The sequence below is a fragment of the Lysinibacillus sp. NPDC093190 genome, assembly GCF_050280425.1.
Lineage (GTDB): Bacteria > Bacillota > Bacilli > Bacillales_A > Planococcaceae > Lysinibacillus.
On the sequence record NZ_JBNNVG010000019.1, the window covers coordinates 75992 to 96455 of the forward strand.

19 protein-coding genes, 1 pseudogene and 2 riboswitches are annotated in these 20464 nt (G+C 37.0%); of the genes and pseudogenes, 7 read left to right on the forward strand and 13 right to left on the reverse strand.

The window, feature by feature from the left end; translation table 11 throughout:
- Positions 1-273 precede the first annotated feature (273 nt).
- The 6 genes from ACQKOF_RS15610 to ACQKOF_RS15635 all read right to left on the reverse strand — a co-directional run bounded on the left by ACQKOF_RS15610 (position 274) and on the right by ACQKOF_RS15635 (position 5475).
- Positions 274-1014, reverse strand: a complete 741-nt coding sequence (locus ACQKOF_RS15610; RefSeq protein ID WP_427558857.1) for a nuclease-related domain-containing protein — start codon at positions 1012-1014, stop codon at positions 274-276.
- 3 nt (positions 1015-1017) lie between these two features.
- Entirely contained in the window at positions 1018-1221 is a 204-nt protein-coding gene (locus ACQKOF_RS15615) for a hypothetical protein (RefSeq protein ID WP_427558793.1), read from the reverse strand.
- A 506-nt stretch (positions 1222-1727) separates the two neighbouring features.
- On the reverse strand, positions 1728-2735 hold the full coding sequence (locus ACQKOF_RS15620; protein WP_427558794.1) for a FecCD family ABC transporter permease: 1008 nt from the start codon (positions 2733-2735) through the stop codon (positions 1728-1730).
- Complete coding sequence (locus ACQKOF_RS15625; RefSeq protein WP_427558797.1) at positions 2728-3729, reverse strand: FecCD family ABC transporter permease; 1002 nt, start codon at positions 3727-3729, stop codon at positions 2728-2730. Before ACQKOF_RS15625 ends, ACQKOF_RS15620 begins: the two co-directional genes overlap by 8 nt.
- A 25-nt stretch (positions 3730-3754) precedes the next feature.
- On the reverse strand, positions 3755-4672 hold the full coding sequence (locus ACQKOF_RS15630; RefSeq protein ID WP_427558799.1) for an iron-hydroxamate ABC transporter substrate-binding protein: 918 nt from the start codon (positions 4670-4672) through the stop codon (positions 3755-3757).
- 14 nt (positions 4673-4686) lie between these two features.
- Positions 4687-5475: an ABC transporter ATP-binding protein gene (locus ACQKOF_RS15635; protein ID WP_427558802.1), complete on the reverse strand. Its 789-nt coding sequence runs from the start codon at positions 5473-5475 to the stop codon at positions 4687-4689.
- 148 nt (positions 5476-5623) lie between these two features.
- On the opposite strand from ACQKOF_RS15635, the pseudogene ACQKOF_RS15640 reads away from it, so the two are divergent.
- A pseudogene (locus ACQKOF_RS15640) lies at positions 5624-6676 on the forward strand (NAD(P)/FAD-dependent oxidoreductase).
- 113 nt (positions 6677-6789) lie between these two features.
- Here the strand turns inward: ACQKOF_RS15640 and ACQKOF_RS15645 are convergent.
- Positions 6790-7032 carry a hypothetical protein gene (locus tag ACQKOF_RS15645; protein WP_427558804.1) on the reverse strand — a complete coding sequence of 81 codons (243 nt, stop codon included), beginning with the start codon at positions 7030-7032 and terminating at the stop codon, positions 6790-6792.
- 274 nt (positions 7033-7306) lie between these two features.
- Here ACQKOF_RS15645 and ACQKOF_RS15650 point away from each other — a divergent pair, with 274 nt between their 5' ends.
- Positions 7307-7963, forward strand: coding sequence for a class I SAM-dependent methyltransferase (locus ACQKOF_RS15650; RefSeq protein ID WP_427558807.1), 657 nt, complete (start codon positions 7307-7309; stop codon positions 7961-7963).
- A 232-nt stretch (positions 7964-8195) separates the two neighbouring features.
- Here ACQKOF_RS15650 and ACQKOF_RS15655 read toward each other — a convergent pair whose 3' ends face one another.
- Together ACQKOF_RS15655 and ACQKOF_RS15660 are read right to left on the reverse strand one after the other, a co-directional pair.
- Entirely contained in the window at positions 8196-8795 is a 600-nt protein-coding gene (locus ACQKOF_RS15655; protein WP_427558810.1) for a WHG domain-containing protein, read from the reverse strand.
- 12 nt (positions 8796-8807) lie between these two features.
- On the reverse strand, positions 8808-9524 hold the full coding sequence (locus tag ACQKOF_RS15660) for an MBL fold metallo-hydrolase (RefSeq protein WP_427558813.1): 717 nt from the start codon (positions 9522-9524) through the stop codon (positions 8808-8810).
- Between the two features lie 439 nt (positions 9525-9963).
- Between ACQKOF_RS15660 and ACQKOF_RS15665 the strand changes: the two genes are divergently transcribed.
- The 3 genes from ACQKOF_RS15665 to ACQKOF_RS15675 all read left to right on the forward strand — a co-directional run bounded on the left by ACQKOF_RS15665 (position 9964) and on the right by ACQKOF_RS15675 (position 12825).
- Complete coding sequence (locus ACQKOF_RS15665) at positions 9964-11094, forward strand: DUF418 domain-containing protein (protein WP_427558816.1); 1131 nt, start codon at positions 9964-9966, stop codon at positions 11092-11094.
- A 268-nt stretch (positions 11095-11362) separates the two neighbouring features.
- Positions 11363-12223, forward strand: a complete 861-nt coding sequence (locus ACQKOF_RS15670; protein ID WP_427558819.1) for a sensor histidine kinase — start codon at positions 11363-11365, stop codon at positions 12221-12223.
- Positions 12220-12825, forward strand: coding sequence for a response regulator transcription factor (locus ACQKOF_RS15675; RefSeq protein WP_427558821.1), 606 nt, complete (start codon positions 12220-12222; stop codon positions 12823-12825). Before ACQKOF_RS15670 ends, ACQKOF_RS15675 begins: the two co-directional genes overlap by 4 nt.
- Positions 12826-12883: 58 nt before the next feature.
- Here the strand turns inward: ACQKOF_RS15675 and ACQKOF_RS15680 are convergent, their stop codons facing one another.
- The 4 genes from ACQKOF_RS15680 to metE form a co-directional block, all read right to left on the reverse strand.
- Positions 12884-14251 carry a PepSY-associated TM helix domain-containing protein gene (locus tag ACQKOF_RS15680; RefSeq protein ID WP_427558824.1) on the reverse strand — a complete coding sequence of 456 codons (1368 nt, stop codon included), beginning with the start codon at positions 14249-14251 and terminating at the stop codon, positions 12884-12886.
- A gap of 348 nt (positions 14252-14599) precedes the next feature.
- Positions 14600-14782 carry a hypothetical protein gene (locus ACQKOF_RS15685; protein ID WP_427558827.1) on the reverse strand — a complete coding sequence of 61 codons (183 nt, stop codon included), beginning with the start codon at positions 14780-14782 and terminating at the stop codon, positions 14600-14602.
- Positions 14783-14824: 42 nt separating this feature from the next.
- On the reverse strand, positions 14825-14965 hold the full coding sequence (locus ACQKOF_RS15690) for a hypothetical protein (RefSeq protein ID WP_427558830.1): 141 nt from the start codon (positions 14963-14965) through the stop codon (positions 14825-14827).
- A gap of 30 nt (positions 14966-14995) precedes the next feature.
- A riboswitch (cobalamin riboswitch) is annotated at positions 14996-15186 on the reverse strand.
- 217 nt (positions 15187-15403) lie between these two features.
- Positions 15404-17698: a 5-methyltetrahydropteroyltriglutamate--homocysteine S-methyltransferase gene (metE, locus tag ACQKOF_RS15695; protein ID WP_427558832.1), complete on the reverse strand. Its 2295-nt coding sequence runs from the start codon at positions 17696-17698 to the stop codon at positions 15404-15406.
- A gap of 493 nt (positions 17699-18191) precedes the next feature.
- Positions 18192-18370, reverse strand: a riboswitch (cobalamin riboswitch).
- A gap of 217 nt (positions 18371-18587) precedes the next feature.
- Between metE and ACQKOF_RS15700 the strand changes: the two genes are divergently transcribed.
- Both ACQKOF_RS15700 and ACQKOF_RS15705 read left to right on the forward strand, forming a co-directional pair.
- Positions 18588-18950, forward strand: a complete 363-nt coding sequence (locus ACQKOF_RS15700) for a VOC family protein (protein ID WP_427558835.1) — start codon at positions 18588-18590, stop codon at positions 18948-18950.
- Between the two features lie 508 nt (positions 18951-19458).
- A complete protein-coding gene (locus ACQKOF_RS15705; RefSeq protein ID WP_427558838.1) occupies positions 19459-20391 on the forward strand; it encodes a C40 family peptidase in 933 nt (310 codons plus the stop codon).
- Positions 20392-20464 lie beyond the last annotated feature (73 nt).

Genomic DNA, 20464 nt, shown 5'->3' on the forward strand with positions numbered 1-20464 from the left:
TCCTTGAGGTTTCTATCCGTCGGGGGCGCTGTTCTTTCCGTCGCTCTGAGACTTCTTTCCGTCGATGGGGCCTCGCTTTCCGTCGCTGCTAATTCTATCCGTCGCCTTGAGGTTTCTATCCGTCGGGGGCGCTGTTCTTTCCGTCGCTCTGAGACTTCTTTCCGTCGATGGGGCCTCGCTTTCCGTCGCTGCTAATTCTTTCCGTCACCTCGAGACTTCTTTCTTTCTACAACCTTTCTAGTAAAAAATTCAGACCGCTTGAATTTTTGCTCTTTAATTAACAATTAAATACCTCCTATTACTTTTAGTTCCCTCAGCTTTCAACGGTAACTTTTGTAGTAATTTATAAGCTGTATTAGGTGAATCTATTTTAAAAAACTCACAAAAACTTTTATTTGTTAACGTTTCGCCTACTAGTAATCGATAATCTTCAAGCGTTTTAAAAAATGCCTCTTGGTCAACCGCTCCGCATCGTGGACAATACCATTTTGGGTAACGATAGTTCATTGTCTGTCCATTTAAACAACTTTCGCATAGCACACCTTTTACTAAACCCCGGACAGGCAGTGCTATTTCTCTTTTGATTGGCCTATGCATGGACAATAATTTAGAAGCAAATTGAAAAAGCTTTTCCTCATCAACCACCGCCTCTTTATGCTGTCGATACCATTCTCGAACGTGATAACGTAAACCGGAAACATGAAAAATTGGTTGCCCTCTTAAACTCTTCGATAAAATAGCATTTTTCGTCGCCAAAACGACAGCATAATGGACGGGAATCTCAAGCCGTGACTGATGTAACATTCCCGTCATCCATTCCGTATGTCGCCTCCCTTGATGAAATGGATTAGTCATTCCCTCAATATCCCCTTCAGCTGTAGTTCGTGTAAATTGATTAAAGGATTCATCGAAATCTAGAAAGCCTGTTACATTTTTAATTTCGAGTATCAATATAAATTGAGGACATAGTAAAACGGTGTCTATTTGATGTGTAGTACCAAAGTGATTGAATATTTGTTAATTATGAAGAAAATAATGCGGATTAGGTAAAATAATTTCAAGCCATTCGGCATCTACTCTTTGCTCCCCTGCAAAGCCTGCGTGTATACGCCTCAACCTCTCATAATAATGCAGGTATTCAGTATGTGTGCTAGGTAATCTCCGTATCAAAGCATCTAAAATTTTGTGTTGCTCCGATTCCTGACGATCTAATAAAATCATTGTTTCTTCACCTCCTTAACTATTGTATAAAAAAAGAACCTCAAAAAAAGAGGTTCCAAAAAACTTGAAATACATATAGTTCAAATTAAATATTTCACCAACTTTTTTAGATAGAAAGAACGGAAAAATTCCTACGATTCAGCTTTTGCTAGTATTTTTTTGCTCGCTATCCGTCGGTGCCAGAGTTCTTTCCGTCGCTCTGGCCTCGCTTTCCGTCGCTGCTAATTTTATCCGTCTCCCTGGGATTGCTATCCGTCGGTGTCGGAGTTCTTTCCGTCGCTCTGAGACTTCTTTCCGTCGCTCTGGCCTCGCTTTCCGTCGCCGCTAATTTTATCCGTCTTCCTGGGATTGCTATCCGTCGGTGTCGGAGTTCTTTCCGTCGCTCTGAGACTTCTTTCCGTCGCTCTGGCCTCGCTTTCCGTCGCTGCTAATTTTATCCGTCGATGAGGCCTGGCTTTCCGTAAAGCCTTTCAACACACAAAAAACAACTGAACAGCCAAAGCCATTCAGTCGTTTTTTCGTAGTAAATATAAAAAATAGGGTGCACCGATACATGCTACGACAATACCTGCTGGCACTGTCGCACTTGAAATAGCAACGCGGCCAATTGTATCCGCTAGCATTAGTAAGCTAGCACCGATAAACAGTGTGAGCGGTAAAAAGAACTGGAAGCGCGGCCCGACAAGCTGCTTTGCAATATGTGGAGCCATTAGACCGATAAAGGCAATGCCTCCTGTGACCGATACAGCTGCCGCCGCTAATGCTACAGAGACAACTAATAATTGCAAACGCTCTCGGCCGATATTCAAGCCTAAACCAACCGCCGTTTGTTCTGTCATCGCAAGCACATTTAACACATTTGCCTTATAAAAAATAAATGGAATGCCTAGCACAAGCCAAGGCAATAAAGCCCATAAAAATGGCCAATCTGTTCCCCAAATATTGCCCGCAAGCCATTGTGCGATAAATTGCACATCACTTCGCTCAGCAGAGGAAATTAAGACCATCATTACACCAGATAAGGCGGATGCTACACCTACTCCGACTAAAATGAGTTGGACCGGCTGTACACCTTCATTGCGCTTGTACGAGAAAAAGTAAATGCAGAGTGCCGTTAATAAAGCGCTGACAAATCCTACAAGTGGTAATACATACGCAAAATTAGGCAGATCTCCCTTGACAAAGAGATAAAAAAGCGTAATTCCAACACCTGCACCTGCATTAATCCCAATAATACCAGGGTCCGCTAAATCATTGCGTGTCACCCCCTGCAAAACGGCACCAGCTAATGCTAACGCCATCCCTGCAGCTGCTAGCACAAACAATCTTGGCAAACGTACAGAGAACAATACGAATGATTCTTTGAAGCTACCGTCTCCCAGTAAAATCGGGATTATGCGATCAATCGAAACCGAAGCTGCTCCCATTGAAATACCCATAACAACAATAACTATTGTTAATAAGATCCACGCCATTAACCATCTACGTTGTTTTTTTCGTCCGACATTAAACAATCTGACGACCTCCCTTCCGAACAAGAAGTAAGAAGAACGGAAGGCCGATAATTGAAATAATTGCCACTACCGGTGTTTCATATGGAGCATTAATCATTCTACCTGCAAAATCCGCTATCACCATAAACCATCCACCAATGATGGCACTCATCGGTAAAACAAATCGATAGTCTGTCCCTACAATTGCACGGACAATATGCGGCACCATTAACCCAACAAATGCTAAATTACCTACTAGCGCAACTGCGGAGCCTGCAAGAATTACAACGACAAACATCATAATTCCTTTAATGACTGCTGTATTTTGCCCTAACCCAACAGCTACTTCTTCATTTAAACTTAAAATGGTTAGCTGACGACTAAATGCAAACGCAACAATTAATCCGACCACAATAACAGGAGCAATCATTAAAGCTTGCCATGTAGTGCCAATTAAACCACCACTCGTCCACATCGAAACATCTTTTGAAATTTGAAATAATATTCCCGTACCATCTGCTATTGCTTGTAATAAAGCAGATACAGCTGCCCCAGCTAAGACTAACTTTAATGGAGAAAAGCCATTTTTTGTTGAAGCGCCAATTCCATAGACAACAATCATCCCTACGCCAGCACCTACGAAACATGCAAAAATAAGCGTATAATACGAGGTATTTGGGATAAATGCCATCGTCAATGCAAGTGCTGCATTCGCACCTGCTGTGAGACCAAGAAGCCCTGGATCTGCTAATGGATTTCTAGTAACCCCTTGCATTATAGCCCCAGCAACTGCGAGTGCACTACCTACAAAAATAGCGGCAATAATACGAGGAAATCGAATTTCTCGTAAAATAGCATAATGCTTACCGCCGTCTTGTCCAACAATCGCTTGAAAGACGTCTTGAATACTCGTATTTGCCGCTCCGATACAAAGCGAGATCGTAACTGTCACTGCTAATAAGATCAGTGTTAGCAACACCTGAAGCCAAAATGGGAAATGTCGAAACTTTGTCATTTGTCTTCGCTACTCTCTACTGAAATTATTGTAAAAATTTCTTTTCAAAGAAATCTAGTTGATATTCTAAAGTGATTGGGTCATTAAAGTAAAATTCGTTGGCATTCACTTCAAATAAATGACCATTTTTCTCAGCCTCTAAATCTTTAAACCATGCTGCATTTTTAATGGAACTATCTTGACCTTTAAACATACTAAAAATCACATAGTCCCCCGCATAATCCCCTAATACCTCTTGAGAAATTGCTAAATAACCTGGTTTTAAAGCACCTTCCTTCACTTTTTCAGGCATTTTTAAGCCCATTTCTTGATATAAAATTTCTGTTCCACGGCCCCAGTTATCTCCATAAACATACAATTGTTTATTGAACATTTCTGCGACAGTAACGGTTGCATTCTCACCGATTTTTTCTTTAATTTTCGTTCCTGCTTTTGCTGCACGTGCTTTAAAGTCTTTTACCCATTCAGTTGCTTCTTTTTCTTTGTTAACCGCTTTACCGATTTCAATAAATTGCTGTAAGTAATCAACTTTACCATAAGTAAATAATACAGTTGGTGCGATTTCTGCTAATTTATCTGCATTTTCAATACCATTTAAACCAATAATCAAATCTGGCTCAAGCTCGATAATTTTTTCGATATCCGTATTCTCAACAACCACTGCATCTTTAATATCATTTTGGAAGTTCGAATTATCTGCAGCCCATGAATCAACACCGACAACATTAACGCCAAGCTTTAGTAAATCCCCAACAAAAGAAGATAACACAACTACACGTTTAGGGTGAGCTGGTACTTCAATAGGACCTGATTCTGATTGATACGTAATCGTTTCTGTAGATGCTTTATCTTTAGAGCCCTCATCCGCCTTCTCTTCTTTATTGCCGCACGCTGCAAGCACTAGTACGACCATCATAAACATAGGTAATAACCACTTTTTCATGAATATATCTCCTTTTACACTGTTTGTAGTAAGTTATATGTAATGCACATTGGCTTATCTGTACGTGGATCCTTACCAATGACTGCATCAATATTAAACACTTTTTCTAATACTTCAGGTACCATAACTTCCTCTGCAGTACCAAACTTCACAAGCTCTCCTTTTGACAGCGCAACAATAAAATCTGAAAAACGTGCTGCCTGATTTAAATCATGTAGCACCATGACAATTGTGCGTCCTTCTTCTTCGTTAAGCTTATGAAGTAATTCTAAAACTTCTAATTGATGCGCCATATCTAAATAAGTTGTTGGCTCATCTAAAAAAATAATATCGGTCTCTTGCGCTAATGCCATTGCAATCCACACTCGTTGACGCTGTCCACCTGATAAGGCATCAACTGCGTTCTGACGAAAGTCATCCGTTTTAGTTACCTTTAAGGCCCAGTCAATCATTTCTTTATCCTTTTGCGATAAATTACCGAAGCCCTTTTGATATGGAAATCGACCGTAGGATACAAGCTCTTCCACTGTTAAACCATGTGCACTTTCCGGGCTTTGTGGCAAGATGGCGAGTTCTTTCGCTAATTCTTTTGTGTTCATCTCGGAAATATTTTGACCATCTAATATGACTTGTCCACTTTTATGCTTCAAAATCCTCGTAATAGCCTTTAAAAGTGTTGATTTACCACAGCCATTGGAACCAATAATGGTCGTTATTTTACCGTCTGGAATTTGTAGCGATAAATCATGCACAATCGTTTTGTCCTCATAGCCGATACGAATCGATTCAACTTGTAAACGCACAACATAACCTCTCTTTCCTTTTACTTCTTTCCATGCTATGATAACGATTAGCCGATAATGATAATCATTATCACTAAAGTTAGTCTAGTTTTCCTATAAAGTTTTGTCAAATACTTTTTTATTATTTTTTAAGGATGTGGTGTTATAAATGCAACATTTATACGATGTAACTATTATTGGTGGTGGCCCTGCAGGTCTATATAGTGCTTTTTATAGTGGTTTATGAGGATTGAAAACGAAATTAATTGAGAGTCAACAACAGCTTGGTGGTAAAGTTTTACTTTATCCTGAAAAGCTAATTTGAGATATTGGTGGTCACCCTCCTGTATTAGGCGAACAATTTGTAAAACAGTTAATTACGCAGGCAAAAACTTTTGATCCAACCGTTTTAACAGGCACAAAAGTAGATTTCATCGAGCGCCAAGGTGATATTTTTGTTCTACATACTGCGCAAGGAGATAAACATTATTCTAAAACCGTTCTTTTAGCAGTTGGTGGTGGTATTATTAACCCTCAAAAGCTTTCACTAGAAGGTGCAGAAAAATATGAAATGACTAATTTACACTATACTGTGCAGTCATATCGACACTTTGTGGACAAGGAAATTATTATTTCAGGAGGAGGAAACGCAGCTATTGACTGGGCTGTTGAACTTAGTCCTATCGCTAAAAATGTAACGGTTGTTTATCGTAAAGATAAGTTATCTGCCCATGAAGCAACAATAAAAGAGGCTTTAGATGCTGGAGTAAAGATTAAATACAATACAACTATTTCAAAATTGACTGCTAATGCTGACAAAACAGCGATTCAATTAGTGACATGTGAAAACTCAAAAACAAAGCAAAGCTATACGCGTCAAATCGATGAAGTAATTGTTAGTCATGGCTATAACCGTGAAGCATCATTAGAATTAGATCAAGAGATCACCATTTCTAAAAAAGATGATTACTATTTCGAAGGGAGAGCAACAGGAGAAACTGAGCAGCCTGGTATTTTTGCAGCGGGTGATATTTTAGCGTTTGAAGGAAAAATTCATCTCCTTCTAGGTACTTTCCAAGATGCAGCCAATGCAGTGAACTCTATCAAAACTTATTTAGAGCCTACTGCCTACCGCCATGGGGTCGTGTCATCACATAATGAAGTATTTAAAGAGAAAAATCGCTCTATTATTGAAAAGCAACTTATACAAAATAAGCATTAAATGTAATGTTCACTCCTTTTATAATCACAATAAACCCTCTTAAGAATTTACACTTAAGAGGGGGTTAAATTCAGTTCAAACACTAACAATGCCCTACGTTCCATCGAAATAAACTACTTAAAGAAATTTAAAAATGCCCCCATTTGTCTTAGCATACCAACTCCATTTGTTATAGTTCCCGCATGGCCCATAATTGTATTTAAATGCTGTGGTAATCTTCCAAATCTAGAAGTTAGAGGTTGTTGATTAGGGTAAAAGAAAGGTTGCTCCCTTCTACCTTGAATAGGAGGGCCAAAACCTTGTCTATGTCTTGGTGGCAATGGTCTCATTCTAGAATTAGGCGGATAAAATGGCATCAATTCACCCCCTATCAAATATCTTTTTACTAGTATACGTCTGTATTTTTTTATTGTTTAGACTATCGGAGAAGTTGCTAAAAAAATATATAGATATGTATTGTAAAAATGTTGAAGCCCAATTATTTATTATTCTCCCCCTCCTTTCTGTAAAGGTTCGTCATGACAACTCAGGAACCATACTATTTTTAATTTCATATTATACAAAAATACGAATAAAGAAGGGATTCCGATTCAAAATTCAAAATATCTAGATTTTCTGTCCAAATTTGGTGTGGGCGGTGCGCATCCTGGCGGTATTAATCTAACAAAGGAAATATTTAAAACTGAAAACATTAACAGAAATTCCCGTATTTTGGATGTAGGGTGTGGTACAGGCCAAACCGCTGCCTATTTAGCTAAGGAATATGAAGCAAAAGTAACAGGTATTGATATCAATTCTGAAATGGTTGCAAAGGCTAAAAGAAGAATGAAAAAAAATCGCTTACCCGTAAAAATAATTGAATGCTCTATCGAACAAGTACCGTTGCCTGATCATACTTTTGATTTTATTATTTCTGAATCTGTGCTTTCTTTTGTTAATAAACCTAATGCCCTAAAAGAAATTTTTCGTTTATTAAAGAAAGGCGGTCGGTTTATTGCCATTGAATTTACTATTCACCAACCACTTGAAGAAAACATTGAAAAAGAAATCAAACAGTTTTATGGATTTGATTCATGTTCAATGAAAAAGGATTGGGTAGCTTTGTTTAACCAGGCTGGTTTTAAAAATACTCGTATACAAAAAAACAAATCAATCTTCTCAATTCCTGAACTTCATCACTCGAAGGATATTGCACCTGAACTTTATGAGGTAATGAATAAACATTTTGATATGAACTTAAAGTATGAAGGGGTTTTAGACTATAGAATTTATTCATGTACAAAGTAGTTTGAGGATATACTTCTCAACTGCTATGTACATGAAAAAAGAGTAGCAGACTCGTTTACGGACAAATCTCCTACTCCAACTTAATTCTTTTGTGTCTCTTTTCCCCTTTTTCTTATTTTGCAATTCCGCTAGTCATCTATTAGAACATTTTGTACACTCAGGGAATTAGACGATGAAGATACCAAAACGTCTAATTCCCGTTTAAAATGGTGCAAGATTTTAAAGAACTTTCTTAGTCATGCATTTGCATGTATTTATCTTCATTAATCGTAACTGCATGAATGCCCTCAATAAAAGTATTGATTAAGATTGAAAAGCTTTTATTGATATCAAGGGGCATTCCGAATCCCCCCATCTGTTCAATAGAAGTGAATCCATGTAGAATGCTTCGTAATCCCCTGACTATATGAATCGCAATTTCTTCTTGCAATTTATAGCCATCTAGCACTTGAAGTACAAGTTGCACGACAGATTCTTGGGCTTGCTTTAGTTCTTGATCATTAGCATCCGGAAAGCGAGTGCTAGCATCATACAACCCAGGATGCTCTCTAACAAATTGAATATATGCTTTACTAATTGCACGAATGGCATCATCACCTGAACGACCCACTGCAGCTTGAAGCATATATTCATTTAGTTTTTTTACTCCCTGAATGGCTAACTTCTGCTTCAATTCATTTAAACCATCCAGATGGTTATACAAGGAAGGTGGCCGTATTTCCAATTTTTCGGCTAATACTCCAATTGAAAGTTGGTCCAATCCTTGTTCATCAACTAGCTCCGTTGCCTTTTGTAAAATAATCGATAAATCTATTTTCATTCGACGGGACATTTTTCTCACTTCCTATTTTGATTGTCTGAAATTTTTTTCTGCTTCTGCTATTGCAATGTCCAAAAATTCCTGTGGATTATTCAACATCTTTCCATGCCCCACAGCAAGTAAGCTTGGATTTAAATCCCTTAATTTTTTTGCGCTTTTTAGAGCTGTGCTTTTATCCCATGTTGCAAGAGCCGGAAATGGAAACAACGGATTCATCATCCCCGATACTACTAGCTTTCCTCTAGTTATAAGGGCATCACCCGCGATTAAACTTCTATTGCGCGTGTCAAAAAGAGTAATGGAGCCAGGTGTATGACCTGGAGTTGCAATCACTTCTAATGAACCAACACGATCACCTTCTTCAAGTAATAAGTCCGGTTTAGTTTTAATATTTTTTGGAAGACTTCCCCGAATTGGTGTGTTTATTTCATTTGGTAGCAAGGTACTATTCCCTTCCAATAATAGAGCGTCTCTGGAAGAAATACACACCTGACTATTTGGTAATAATTCTTTTAACGTGTCTAGCGCTCCTATATGATCACCATGTGCGTGGGTGATGATGATTTTTGTAATCGGTTTTCCTATATTTTCAGCCGCATTCATAATACTTTTTGCACTATATGGTAGTGCTGCATCAATAAGTGTAAGCCCGCTTTCTTCTTCTACAAAATAACAATTAACAGGAAAAATTCTCGGCATAAATGATAATTGAAACACTGTATCAATATTCGTGATTTTCATTCTAAATCAAATCCCCTCTTTAAACTAATCATATTTACATTTTAACTAATTTGATTAGTTTTCGCAATATTAAAATTAAAAATATTTAGAATTTGACTAAAATTCTTGTGCCTCGCAAGGAAAATTCCCTGCTTTTTTCTACGCTAACTTGCGGATTATGAAAATGGTTGCCGTATACCATTGATATTCCGAAAACAAAAGAACAAGTTGTTCTAAAAGTGACGCCTTCGCTTCTTACTTTCCCTAGCCAAAAACACCATAATGTTAATAAATAAATATACAAAACCAACAGCCAAAGCATAGCTATTTTTTGTTTCCTGGGTTCTTGATACACCATAAAATGACACCTGTCATAAAGTACCTTTGACTGGTGTGAATATGTTTTTTCCTTTCGTTTTCTTATCATTATTGTAAGAAAACAAAGAAAGAGTGATTCATGATGAAAGTTCAACAAAGATTACCCCTAATCGATATGTTACGAGGCTTTGCTGTATTAGGGACACTTGGCACGAATATTTGGATTTTTGCTTATCTTGGAGATATTTCGTATATCACAACGAGTAGTTATTCAGGTTGGTGGTCATTGAACGACTTTTTACGAATGGCAGTCCTTTTTTTAGTAAACGGTAAACTCCTTGGTTTATTAACAATAATGTTTGGTGTAGGTCTAGAATTAAAATATCAGCAAGCCTTGCGAAAAGGAAATGCTTGGCCAGGAATGTATATTTGGACGATAGTCTTTTTATTTATGGAAGGTCTTATCCATTTCACTTTAGTCATGGAATACGATATTTTAATGAGCTATGCTGTGACAGCCATCATTGTTACCTTTATCGTTAAATTTGGAGATAAAGCGATTAAACGTGCTTTATACGTTTTTGGTAGTTTCCATGTACTGACGATTCTGCTGATTTTAGTTAGCGCATTGCTGGGTGCCAATGTTTCCTTTGCTGGAATCGATCCAATTGTTAATCTTTATGAAAATGGCACTTGGTTTGAGCAAATACAATATCGTTTAACACATTTTCTTTATTATAGAACGGAAGCTATTTTTATTATCCCAATGAATATCTTTTTATTTTTACTTGGTGTTAAGATGATGAGAAATGGTGTATTTTCGCAAAATGACAAAGGACGTCAGGCGCGTCAAAAGCTGTTCAAAATCGGTATTTTTATTGGAGTACCTTTAAACCTCCTAATCTTTATACCTGGAGGAGCATTTGATTTACCTGTTCGTTATTTATTCGCACCAATTCTATCTATTGGCTATATTGGTATATTAGGTAAAATGATAGAATATAAGAAGCTAGATTGGTTATGGAAGAGATTTGGCGAGATTGGGAAAATGTCTTTAAGTTGCTATGTGCTTCAAAATATTATTGCTTCTATTATTTTCTATGGTTGGGGCTTAGGTTTAGGTGGAAAATTAAATAGCATTGAAGTTATCAGCATTTGGTTAACCCTCTCCCTTCTACAACTTTTCATTGCACATATTTGTATCAAGCATTTTCATGTTGGACCAATGGAATGGATTCGGAAACATGCCATTCAAAGTGTCACACAGAAATAATCGACAAGGGTTGGTGTGAAATATAAAGATTTATCCAAGAGACCAGGCAAAACATTATCTAATTATTGATGTAGTTTCGTTAACTTTTTTAATCACCATGGTATTAGGATCGAATTCTCAAATACCATTATTGGCTAGAATATTAATTCTTATCTTATTTTTAGTAGCCTTCTATTTTGCGTTATGGAATCAAGATTGGCGTTTACTTTTGGCTTCCTTAATAGGCTTTACTCTTATTATCATACTAAGTATTTATGAAGGTTCTGCTATGTTAGTTTTTGGATTTACATTTGCTGATTTAATTGGGCGAGCTAAAAAGAAGTGGCATATTGCTTTAGGAATGATTGCCATTGCCCTTATGTTTTTTATAGTTATTTGGTTTGAATCAGGAGCATCTTTCAAATTACAATCCCAAATAATAATACCTATTATGATCATTCAGCTACTGTTTCCAATGCTAATTTACTACGTAGAAAAATCTAAAAAATTACAATTGGAATTAACAGAGGTAAATACCCAGCTTGTTCAGCAAGATGAAAGACAACGTATTGCTAGAGACCTCCACGATACGATTGGTCATACATTGACAATGATTAAAATAAAAACCGAACTAACAACAAAATTAGTCGACAAAGATACAATGCGTGTTAAAGATGAACTAAATGATATTTTAGCAACAACACGAACAGCGCTAAAGCAAGTAAGAGAATTAGTCTCCGATATGAATTTTATTTCGTTAAAAAGTGAGCTAATACATTGTAAGCAGCATTTACAAACAGCGGATATCTCAACAAAAATAAAAAATAACTGTCCAAAGCTTCTACTAGCTAGTGTGGAAGAAACGATGCTATCCTTATGTCTTCGGGAAGCAACTACAAATATTCTTAAACATAGCCAAGCAAAAAAATGCCAAATAGATATCAACAATATAGATGGAGTTTTAACATTAAACATTATTGACGATGGTGTCGGCCTACATAACCAAGGGCACGGGAATGGACTATCATCGATAAATGAAAGAATGAATGCCCTTCAAGGAAGTTCTTCCATTAACAAATTATCGACAGGCGGAACGATTGTGACGTTAACAATGCCTATCCAACACTACAGAAAGGATCTAACTTCATGATACGAGTATTACTAGCCGAGGATCAACAAATGTTACGTGGCGCCTTGACTTCATTGTTGTCGTTTGAGCCTGATATAAAAGTAATTGCAGAAGTTTCAGATGGTCAAAAAGCGTGGGAATTTATTCAACAAGAGCTACCCGATGTTTGTGTATTGGACATCGAAATGCCGAATCTTTCTGGACTTGAGCTTGCTGAAAAAATTAGACAGGCAAATTTACCATGTAAGGTGATGATTGTCACTACCTTCGCACGCCCTGGTTATTTACAGAAGGCGATGGATTGTGAGGTACATGGTTATTTATTAAAAGATGAACCGATTGACTATTTAATTGAAACAATTAGAAAAGTGATGAATGGTGAAAAAGTCGTCAGCAGAGATTTAGCCGCTACGTTGTTTATGAAAGAACAAAATCCACTAAATGAACGTGAAATTGCTGTTCTGCAGCTTGTAAAAGAAGGACTCACAACAAATGAGATTAGTAAAAAGTTATTTTTAACGAAAGGCACTATTCGAAACTATTTATCTACCTCTATTCAAAAACTACATGTCGAATCTAGACAACAAGCTGTTCAAGTCGCCAGTGATAAAGGTTGGCTCTAGAAAAAGAAAAGCGATACTGCATTCCTTATTTATAAAGGATACAGTATCGCTTAAGATTTTAATTAACTTCTTTTTTTGCTAATTTATTTTTAGACACTAAATTTATGATTATTTCAACGAGTACGACAGCAATTAATGAAAGTCCAAATAGTGGCATCAGTATACCTAAAATTATCATGAAAATGATAAAAGGAATGGATACTTTTTGAGAAATTTTAGGTGGTGCAGATAGCATACCTTGTTTCTTTCGTAGTAGCCATGTTCTAACTCCCCAAACAATAACTACTAAAAATGCTAGACATACTAGTAAATTTATTAATTTATTTGGCCAGCCAAACAAATGACCTTCATGCAAAGGAATTCCCCAAGTGAACCATTTGGCAAGAATGCCATAGTCCTCATATCCAACCTTGTCTATAAATTTTCCGCTATATTGATCAAAATACATTGTCGTTTCATCATACGGACTAACATCAAGACCTGTGACACCTGTGTTACTAGATTTTGCAATCGTATAGACACCATCTTCACTAGTAGGATAAATAATAGCGTATGGTTTTGATATATTCATTGCATCAATTTCATTTTGCAGCTTTTCCACACTCAATTGGTTAGGGTTAGCAACATAGCCCATATTAGCCCCCATACCATGATGTGCTGCATGTCCTGAATCTGACGATGGAGGAGTTTCTTGACGAGTAGCCCAAGGAATCTCACTGACATCAGATGTAGGTGGCTGCTGCTGTAATAATGGCGTACCGAAAGATGGATGATCTTGTGAAGCTTGGTAAATATATTTCCCCATCAGCGCAGACCATGGCAAGCCTGTGAAAATAATAACAAGCATTGGAATCGTTATAATTGTTCCAAGAAGTGCATGAAATTTTCTACTCTTTTGACGTTTGTTTGTTTGCTTTGTTTTCTTTAGTAGTTTTGCTTTAAACGTCATGTAAATGCCTGAAAGCAGTAAAAAAATAGCCCAACAAGCCGCTAATTCTACTAAATAATTGACAACCGTTCCCCCAATAAATAAGGAACTATGGGCATTTCTCATAATATTTGCAAATGTGTAACCAGCATCTTGACCACCAATAATTTGGTTATGATCATCTAAAAACACATATTTCTCTTTGCCATCTGCATTCTTCATCGTTAAACGAGTATTGTATGGCTCATCTAACTCTATAATTTTATTGGTTTTAAAGCCAGCATATGATTCTTCTGCAAGTTTAACAGCATCATCAATAGATTGTACCTCGGTTTTTCCACTTTCACCAAAAAAGTATTTATCATATAACTGATTTTCAACATTGGTATAAAATAAAAAACCTATACCACTTAATGTTAGCGAGATAAGAAGTGGAGTAATAAATAATGCGGCATAAAAATGCGTTCGCCAAAAGCTCTGATAAAGCGTGTTCTTCATGTATAATTCTCCAATCTATATAATAATCAATTTCGCCTTGGCGTAATTGCGTCCGGATTTTGAATTGTGCCTGCACAATTCATTCCTTTCAAAATACGTGACATCCGCCGGAGGCATTATCTTCATTCAGTAGGTGTTTACTGAATGAAGATAAGCGCAAAATTATTATATAGTTAAAAAGTGAAATAAGTATGAAGTCCTAGAGGTTTTTTTATGACAAATATATGTATTCCTATTGATATAATTAGGTTATAGAAGAAAACAAAAGTGTTTATCTCCATTAAAAAGGCAACTTAATGCCCCGTAAAATGGTGAACATTAAGTTGCCTCTAAATTTTAGTCTTCCCTTTATCCAATTAGTTCTTTCATTACATTCGTATAAGCTGTTAAAATATCATTTTTATGAACAGCATCCTGCCCTACATACTGTTCAACTAGTTCTCTTAATGTTTGAGAAGTACTTGTATACTGCGTTTCCATGATTTCAAATTTTAACAGACTTTCATAATACTCGATTACTTGTGGATTCATGTGTAACACTCCTTCAATTTTAGCATAAAAAAACATCTTTCCTTATTCAGAAAGATGTCTACTATGACAATACACGACATAATACGGTGATTGCCATGGCGAATAAAGCTGTCTATTAGAAATAGAAGCTACCTTTTTAGCAATCATCGTACTATGAGCATGCAGGAGAATTTCTCTAGTCACACTCAACACCCCCTATCCTCGTAGGTTTTTTGGTTGTACTAGATACAGGCAGGTCTCCTGGCTTATGTTCATCACACCTTTCACCTTCCCATTACAATTCGTAATAGTGGTCTTTTGAAACGTGCTCCCATTTACAGTTGCGGGACAGCGTCGGATTTGCGCCGATCTTCCCTTTTAAACAAATCAAATTTATGATTTGTACCTCTATCTTATTATTCCGTTTTTATTATTATACCATAGTATCTGGTATAATCGAGTACTTCTACTATCTAAGCGTCTGTTTGACTAGTCTATCCATCACTTCCACCACGTTATCGTCTCTTTCAACCATGCTACCTTCGCTTAAATTTCTTCTGTAGTTGCCACTTCACTTTTACTATAAAAATTTCTGCCGAATAAAAAGAAAACTTGACCTCTAAAAAGAAGTCAAGTTTCTACTTAAAGTATGGATTGTTGAATTTGCTGACGGAGTGTTTTTGCTGCAGCTACCATATGCGCCAGTGCTGCAACTGTTTCTGATTCCTTCCTTGTTTTTAAACCACAGTCAGGATTCACCCAAAATTGATTTTTTGATAAAACCTGTAAGCTATCCTGCATAATACTCAGCATCTCTTCTTCACTCGGTACACGTGGACTATGAATGTCATAAACGCCTAGCCCAATCCCTTTTTCATATGGATTGACTTGCAGAGAAGAAATCAGCTCGCCATGGCTACGTGACGTTTCGATTGAAATAACATCAGCATCCAATGCACTAATTGGCTCGATAAAATCATTAAACTCACAATAACACATATGTGTATGAATTTGTGTTTCATCCTTCACACTAGATGTAGCAAGTTTAAAAGCATTCACTGTCCACTCTAAGTAAGCTCCCCAATTTTCTTGACGAAGTGGCAAGCCCTCTCGTAATGCTGGTTCATCAACCTGAATAATTGAAATACCCGCAGCTTCTAGTGCTTCCACCTCTTTTCGAAGTGCCAAAGCAATCTGATATGATACATCCTTCCGTGAAATATCATCTCGTACAAAGGACCAATTTAAAATTGTCACAGGACCTGTTAGCATTCCCTTTACATAGCGATTCGTTTGGCTTTGGGCATAGGCTGTTTCTTTGACTGTCATTGGTGTTTCCCATGCAACGTCACCGTAAATAATCGGTGGTTTCACACAGCGAGAGCCATATGATACGACCCATGCTTTCTCCGTAAATGCAAAACCTGTAAGTTTTTCCCCGAAATATTCAACCATATCTGTGCGCTCAAATTCACCGTGTACAAAAACGTCGATATCTAATTCCTCTTGAATAGTAATCCAACGCTTTGTCTCTTGTTCGACAAACGCTGCATATTCCTCATTAGAAAGTTGTTGCTTTCGCCATGCACTTCGTATACGTTTGACTTCGTTTGATTGCGGAAAACTCCCAATTGTTGTCGTTGGGAACAGCGGTAATTGTAAGGCTTGTTGCTGAATCTTTTGCCGTGTTTTAAAATCACTATGGCGTTCAAAATCTTGTGCTGACACTGTTTGAATCGCTTGTAGAATACTTCTATTTTGACGAGTTGGGTGATTTTTCAACGCTTCAATCGCCTTCATACTTTCAGATATTTTGTGATTTGAGGAGCTGCCTGTGCCTTGTAAATATTTTGTTACTTCAATGATTTCAACTAATTTTTCATCTGCAAAAGAAAGGGCATTTTGAAGAACTGGATCGAGCTTTCTTTCAAGAGCAGTTGTAATTGGAACATGCTGTAAATTACACGAAGATTGAATCCATATTTCTTTGGCACCACTCAGCTGTTCAATAGCTTTAATAGTTGAGCAAACCTCTGCTAGATTGGAGCGCCAAATATCTCGTCCATTTATAATACCTACTGCTAATACTTTATCTTGTGGGAAGCCAAATTGACGTAATGCCTCCATATTTTTGCCATAGCCATGCACAAAGTCTAATCCAATCCCTTGAACAGGAAGTGTCACAATTGACTCATATGCCGATAATGATTCGAAATATGTTTGTAGCATAATTTTAGCCTCGGGTACCGATGTAGCTAATTGTGTATAAATTTCTTGAACAAGTTTAACCTCCGCTTCGTCTAGTGTTGTGGCAAGAACAGGCTCCTCTAATTGAATCCACTCTGCACCAGCATCCACTAGCTCCTTTAAGACCTGCGTATAAAGTGGCAGTAATGCTAAAATAAATGTAATTTGCGATAGTTTGTCATAGCCTTTTGTTAATTTACAAAATGTATAAGGGCCAATTATTGTAGGCTTTGCTTTAATACCAAACGCTTCCTTAGCCTCTAAAAAGTCTGCCAATATTTTATTTTCTGTTAATTGTAAAGGTTGTCCCTCATATTCTGGCACAATATAATGATAGTTTGTATTAAACCATTTCGTCATTTCACTAGCTACGGCTTTTTTACTACCGCGAGCTACCCCATAGTATGTTTGTAAATCCACTTTGCTACCCTGCCATTCAAAGCGCTTTGGAACTAAGCCAAACATCATTGCCGTATCCAACATTCTGTCATAAAGTGTGAAATCTCCAACAGTTATCATGTCTATGCCGAGGCGAAGTTGCTTGTTTATGCGTGCTAGGCGAATATCCTTTAAGTTCTGCAAAAATTCATCCTCTGAAAGCTCATTTTTCCAAAAAGCCTCTAAAGCCTTTTTCCATTCACGATCTTCTCCGATATACGGATAACCAACTGTAGTACTTGTATACGCCATGTTTATCTCTCCTATCAATCAATTATGCCTCGGCATAATTGCGTCCGGAATCGGCTTTGTGCTTAGGCCTGCATGAGGGCCGACACGATGTCGGTCATTTCGGTAATGCCACAGGACGTGGCGTTTTTACCGATGCAGGTCAGTTAGCCGTTATCGCATGGATGCGATGTTTTTAGGCTAACATCCTTTAAGAACTCCTTTCCGATTCCGTGACATCCGCCGGAGGCTTTGGGCCAACGTGATGTTGCACAGATAAATTGCCACAGGACGTGGCGTTCTTAGACTGAGTTCCTCTATTTCAGCGGATATTTGGACCCGCTGAAAGAAGTTAAAAATAAAAAAGCCACTCTCCTTTTTTTGGAAAATGGCTGTCATTGCATATCAAAATTAGCTATAAAGAAACAATACGAAACTCTTTCAAAATATCGCATGATTCATTGTCGCACAGGGCCGATACGGTCACATCTCACCACCTATTTCCACGTAGGTATTTGGTGTGTACTAGATATTGGCAGGTCTCCTGGCTTCTCATCAACACGCCTCACAGCCTTCCCAGTTTCCTAGTGGCAATTGTGATTTGCTCCGATTTACAGTTGCGGGACAGCGTCGGATTTGCACCGACTTCCCTTTTAAGCCAAACTTTCATTTGGCACCAACTCTTACACAATATTTAATTATGTTTTACTATAACACATATTTTTCTGAAGAGTATAATTATTTTCCAATTTGTTCGATTCTATCTATCATATTGGAGGTTCTATTTCCTTTATTTTTGCCTTTCTATAAAGGCCTCATTCGTGAGAAAAAATACTTTTCATTCGTCAAATTAAAGGATTTGGCATTAATATCCTAGAAGTAAGTATTGAGTAGAATTAAAGGAGGAGAAAAAATGGTTATAAGCTTACATCACGTTCAAATAACAATTCCAAAAGGTGCAGAAGAAAAAGGAAGGCATTTTTATTGTCAAGTATTAGGACTAAAAGAAATTGAAAAGCCTGATTCGCTGAAAGGACGAGGTGGATTTTGGTTACAGGTCGGCAATAGGGAGGTACATGTAGGCACAGAGGTTGGCTTTGATAGATTCACAACAAAGGCTCATATTGCCTATCAAGTTGAAAATATAGAACAGTGGAAAAAGGCATTAGCCGAACATCATATAGAAATTTTCGATTCAGTTCCTATCCCTCATTTTGAACGTTTTGAATTTAGAGATCCATTCGGTAATAGAGTTGAGATGATTCAGGAAATTTAAAATGGCCTCTACATATCTAGAAAACAGTTGAATAGAAGTTAATTTCTATTCAACTGGCATGCTGTAATTTTGTGAAATAAAGTATGAACCTTCAGCAAATCAACTCATCCACATGACAGACGTTTTAACAAAATATCATCCAACTTTTTAATTTTATCGGAACACTTTTACGTTTTATCGCCCAACATTTTAGTTTTATCGATTAACTTTCGCGTTTTATCACCCAACTTCTGAATTTTATCGACATCCGCCTTCCAAAGCTTAGAAAGTCCTTCACTGCCCCTATAACCTTTCGTTTCTACAAACACTTCACCCAACTGAAACATTTGTAATAAAATTGTAAATTAAGGCGATGAAGCCTTTTATATCAGGTGTTTACAGCGCATTCCCATCCACCGTGGTAACATTTACCTCAAAGAAGCCCTACTTTTTCATGCTACGATTAATTCCAATGGCAAGCCAAATTAGGATTAATCCTAACAAATAGCCTTCAGGAGGAAATTACAACATGAATAAACGATTTTTAACAACAACATTAGCATTGACGATAGGTTTTAGCACAGTAGGGATGGTACAACCAACTGTTCAACCTTTAGAAGTAGAGGCTGCAACAACAAATGCCCTGAATAACGCACAAGCAGTTAATACGAAAGCGGATCAACTAATTCAAACTGGAAAAAGCTTAATTGGTAAAGCGACATATAGTAATACAGAATACAAGGCTACATATCCTTATAAGTTTTCTTGTGCTTCATTTATTATGTACATTTTCGAGAAAAATGGTGTGGATATTGGGACTTATAATGAAGATTATATGATACAACAAGGAACATCTGTTAACAGAAATCAATTACAAAAAGGTGATTTACTATTCTTTAAGAGTAAAAAAACTGGGACAGATCCTGATCATGTAGGAATGTATATTGGAAACAATAAAATGATTCACATGGCTGATTCAAAGCAAAATATTGTGATTTCTGATTTAAATAGCAAACCATATTATACAGATAATTATGTAGGGGCCCGTAGAGTATTACCTACACTTCTTTCAGCTAATCCTGCAACGAAAGGCGATAAAATTGTTGAAAACGCCTTTAATTATAAAAATAAAGTAACTATGAGCTCTACAAATAATGAAGCAAGTCTTCGCTTTACAGCGCCAGGATATGTAGACTTCATCTATCGTAAAAGTGGAGTTAAACTTGGTACAACCAATTTAAAGGAACAAATGAATGTTGGTACAACGGTTTCACGTACCAATTTAAAAAAGGGTGATTTGGTGTTCTTCAATAGTGTTAAAGGCTCTAAAACCCCTTCACTAGTAGCTATCTATGCAGGAGATCAACGTATTATCATTCCAAGCTCTAATGGTATTACTTCAAGAGTACTAATGGTTGACTATTATAAAGAGCATTATATTACAGCAAAACGTGTTTTTTAAGTTAGTTTACTAGAACCATTTCAAATTTTTCAAATTTGAGATAATCAACAGAATTACATGTTTTATATTGTAT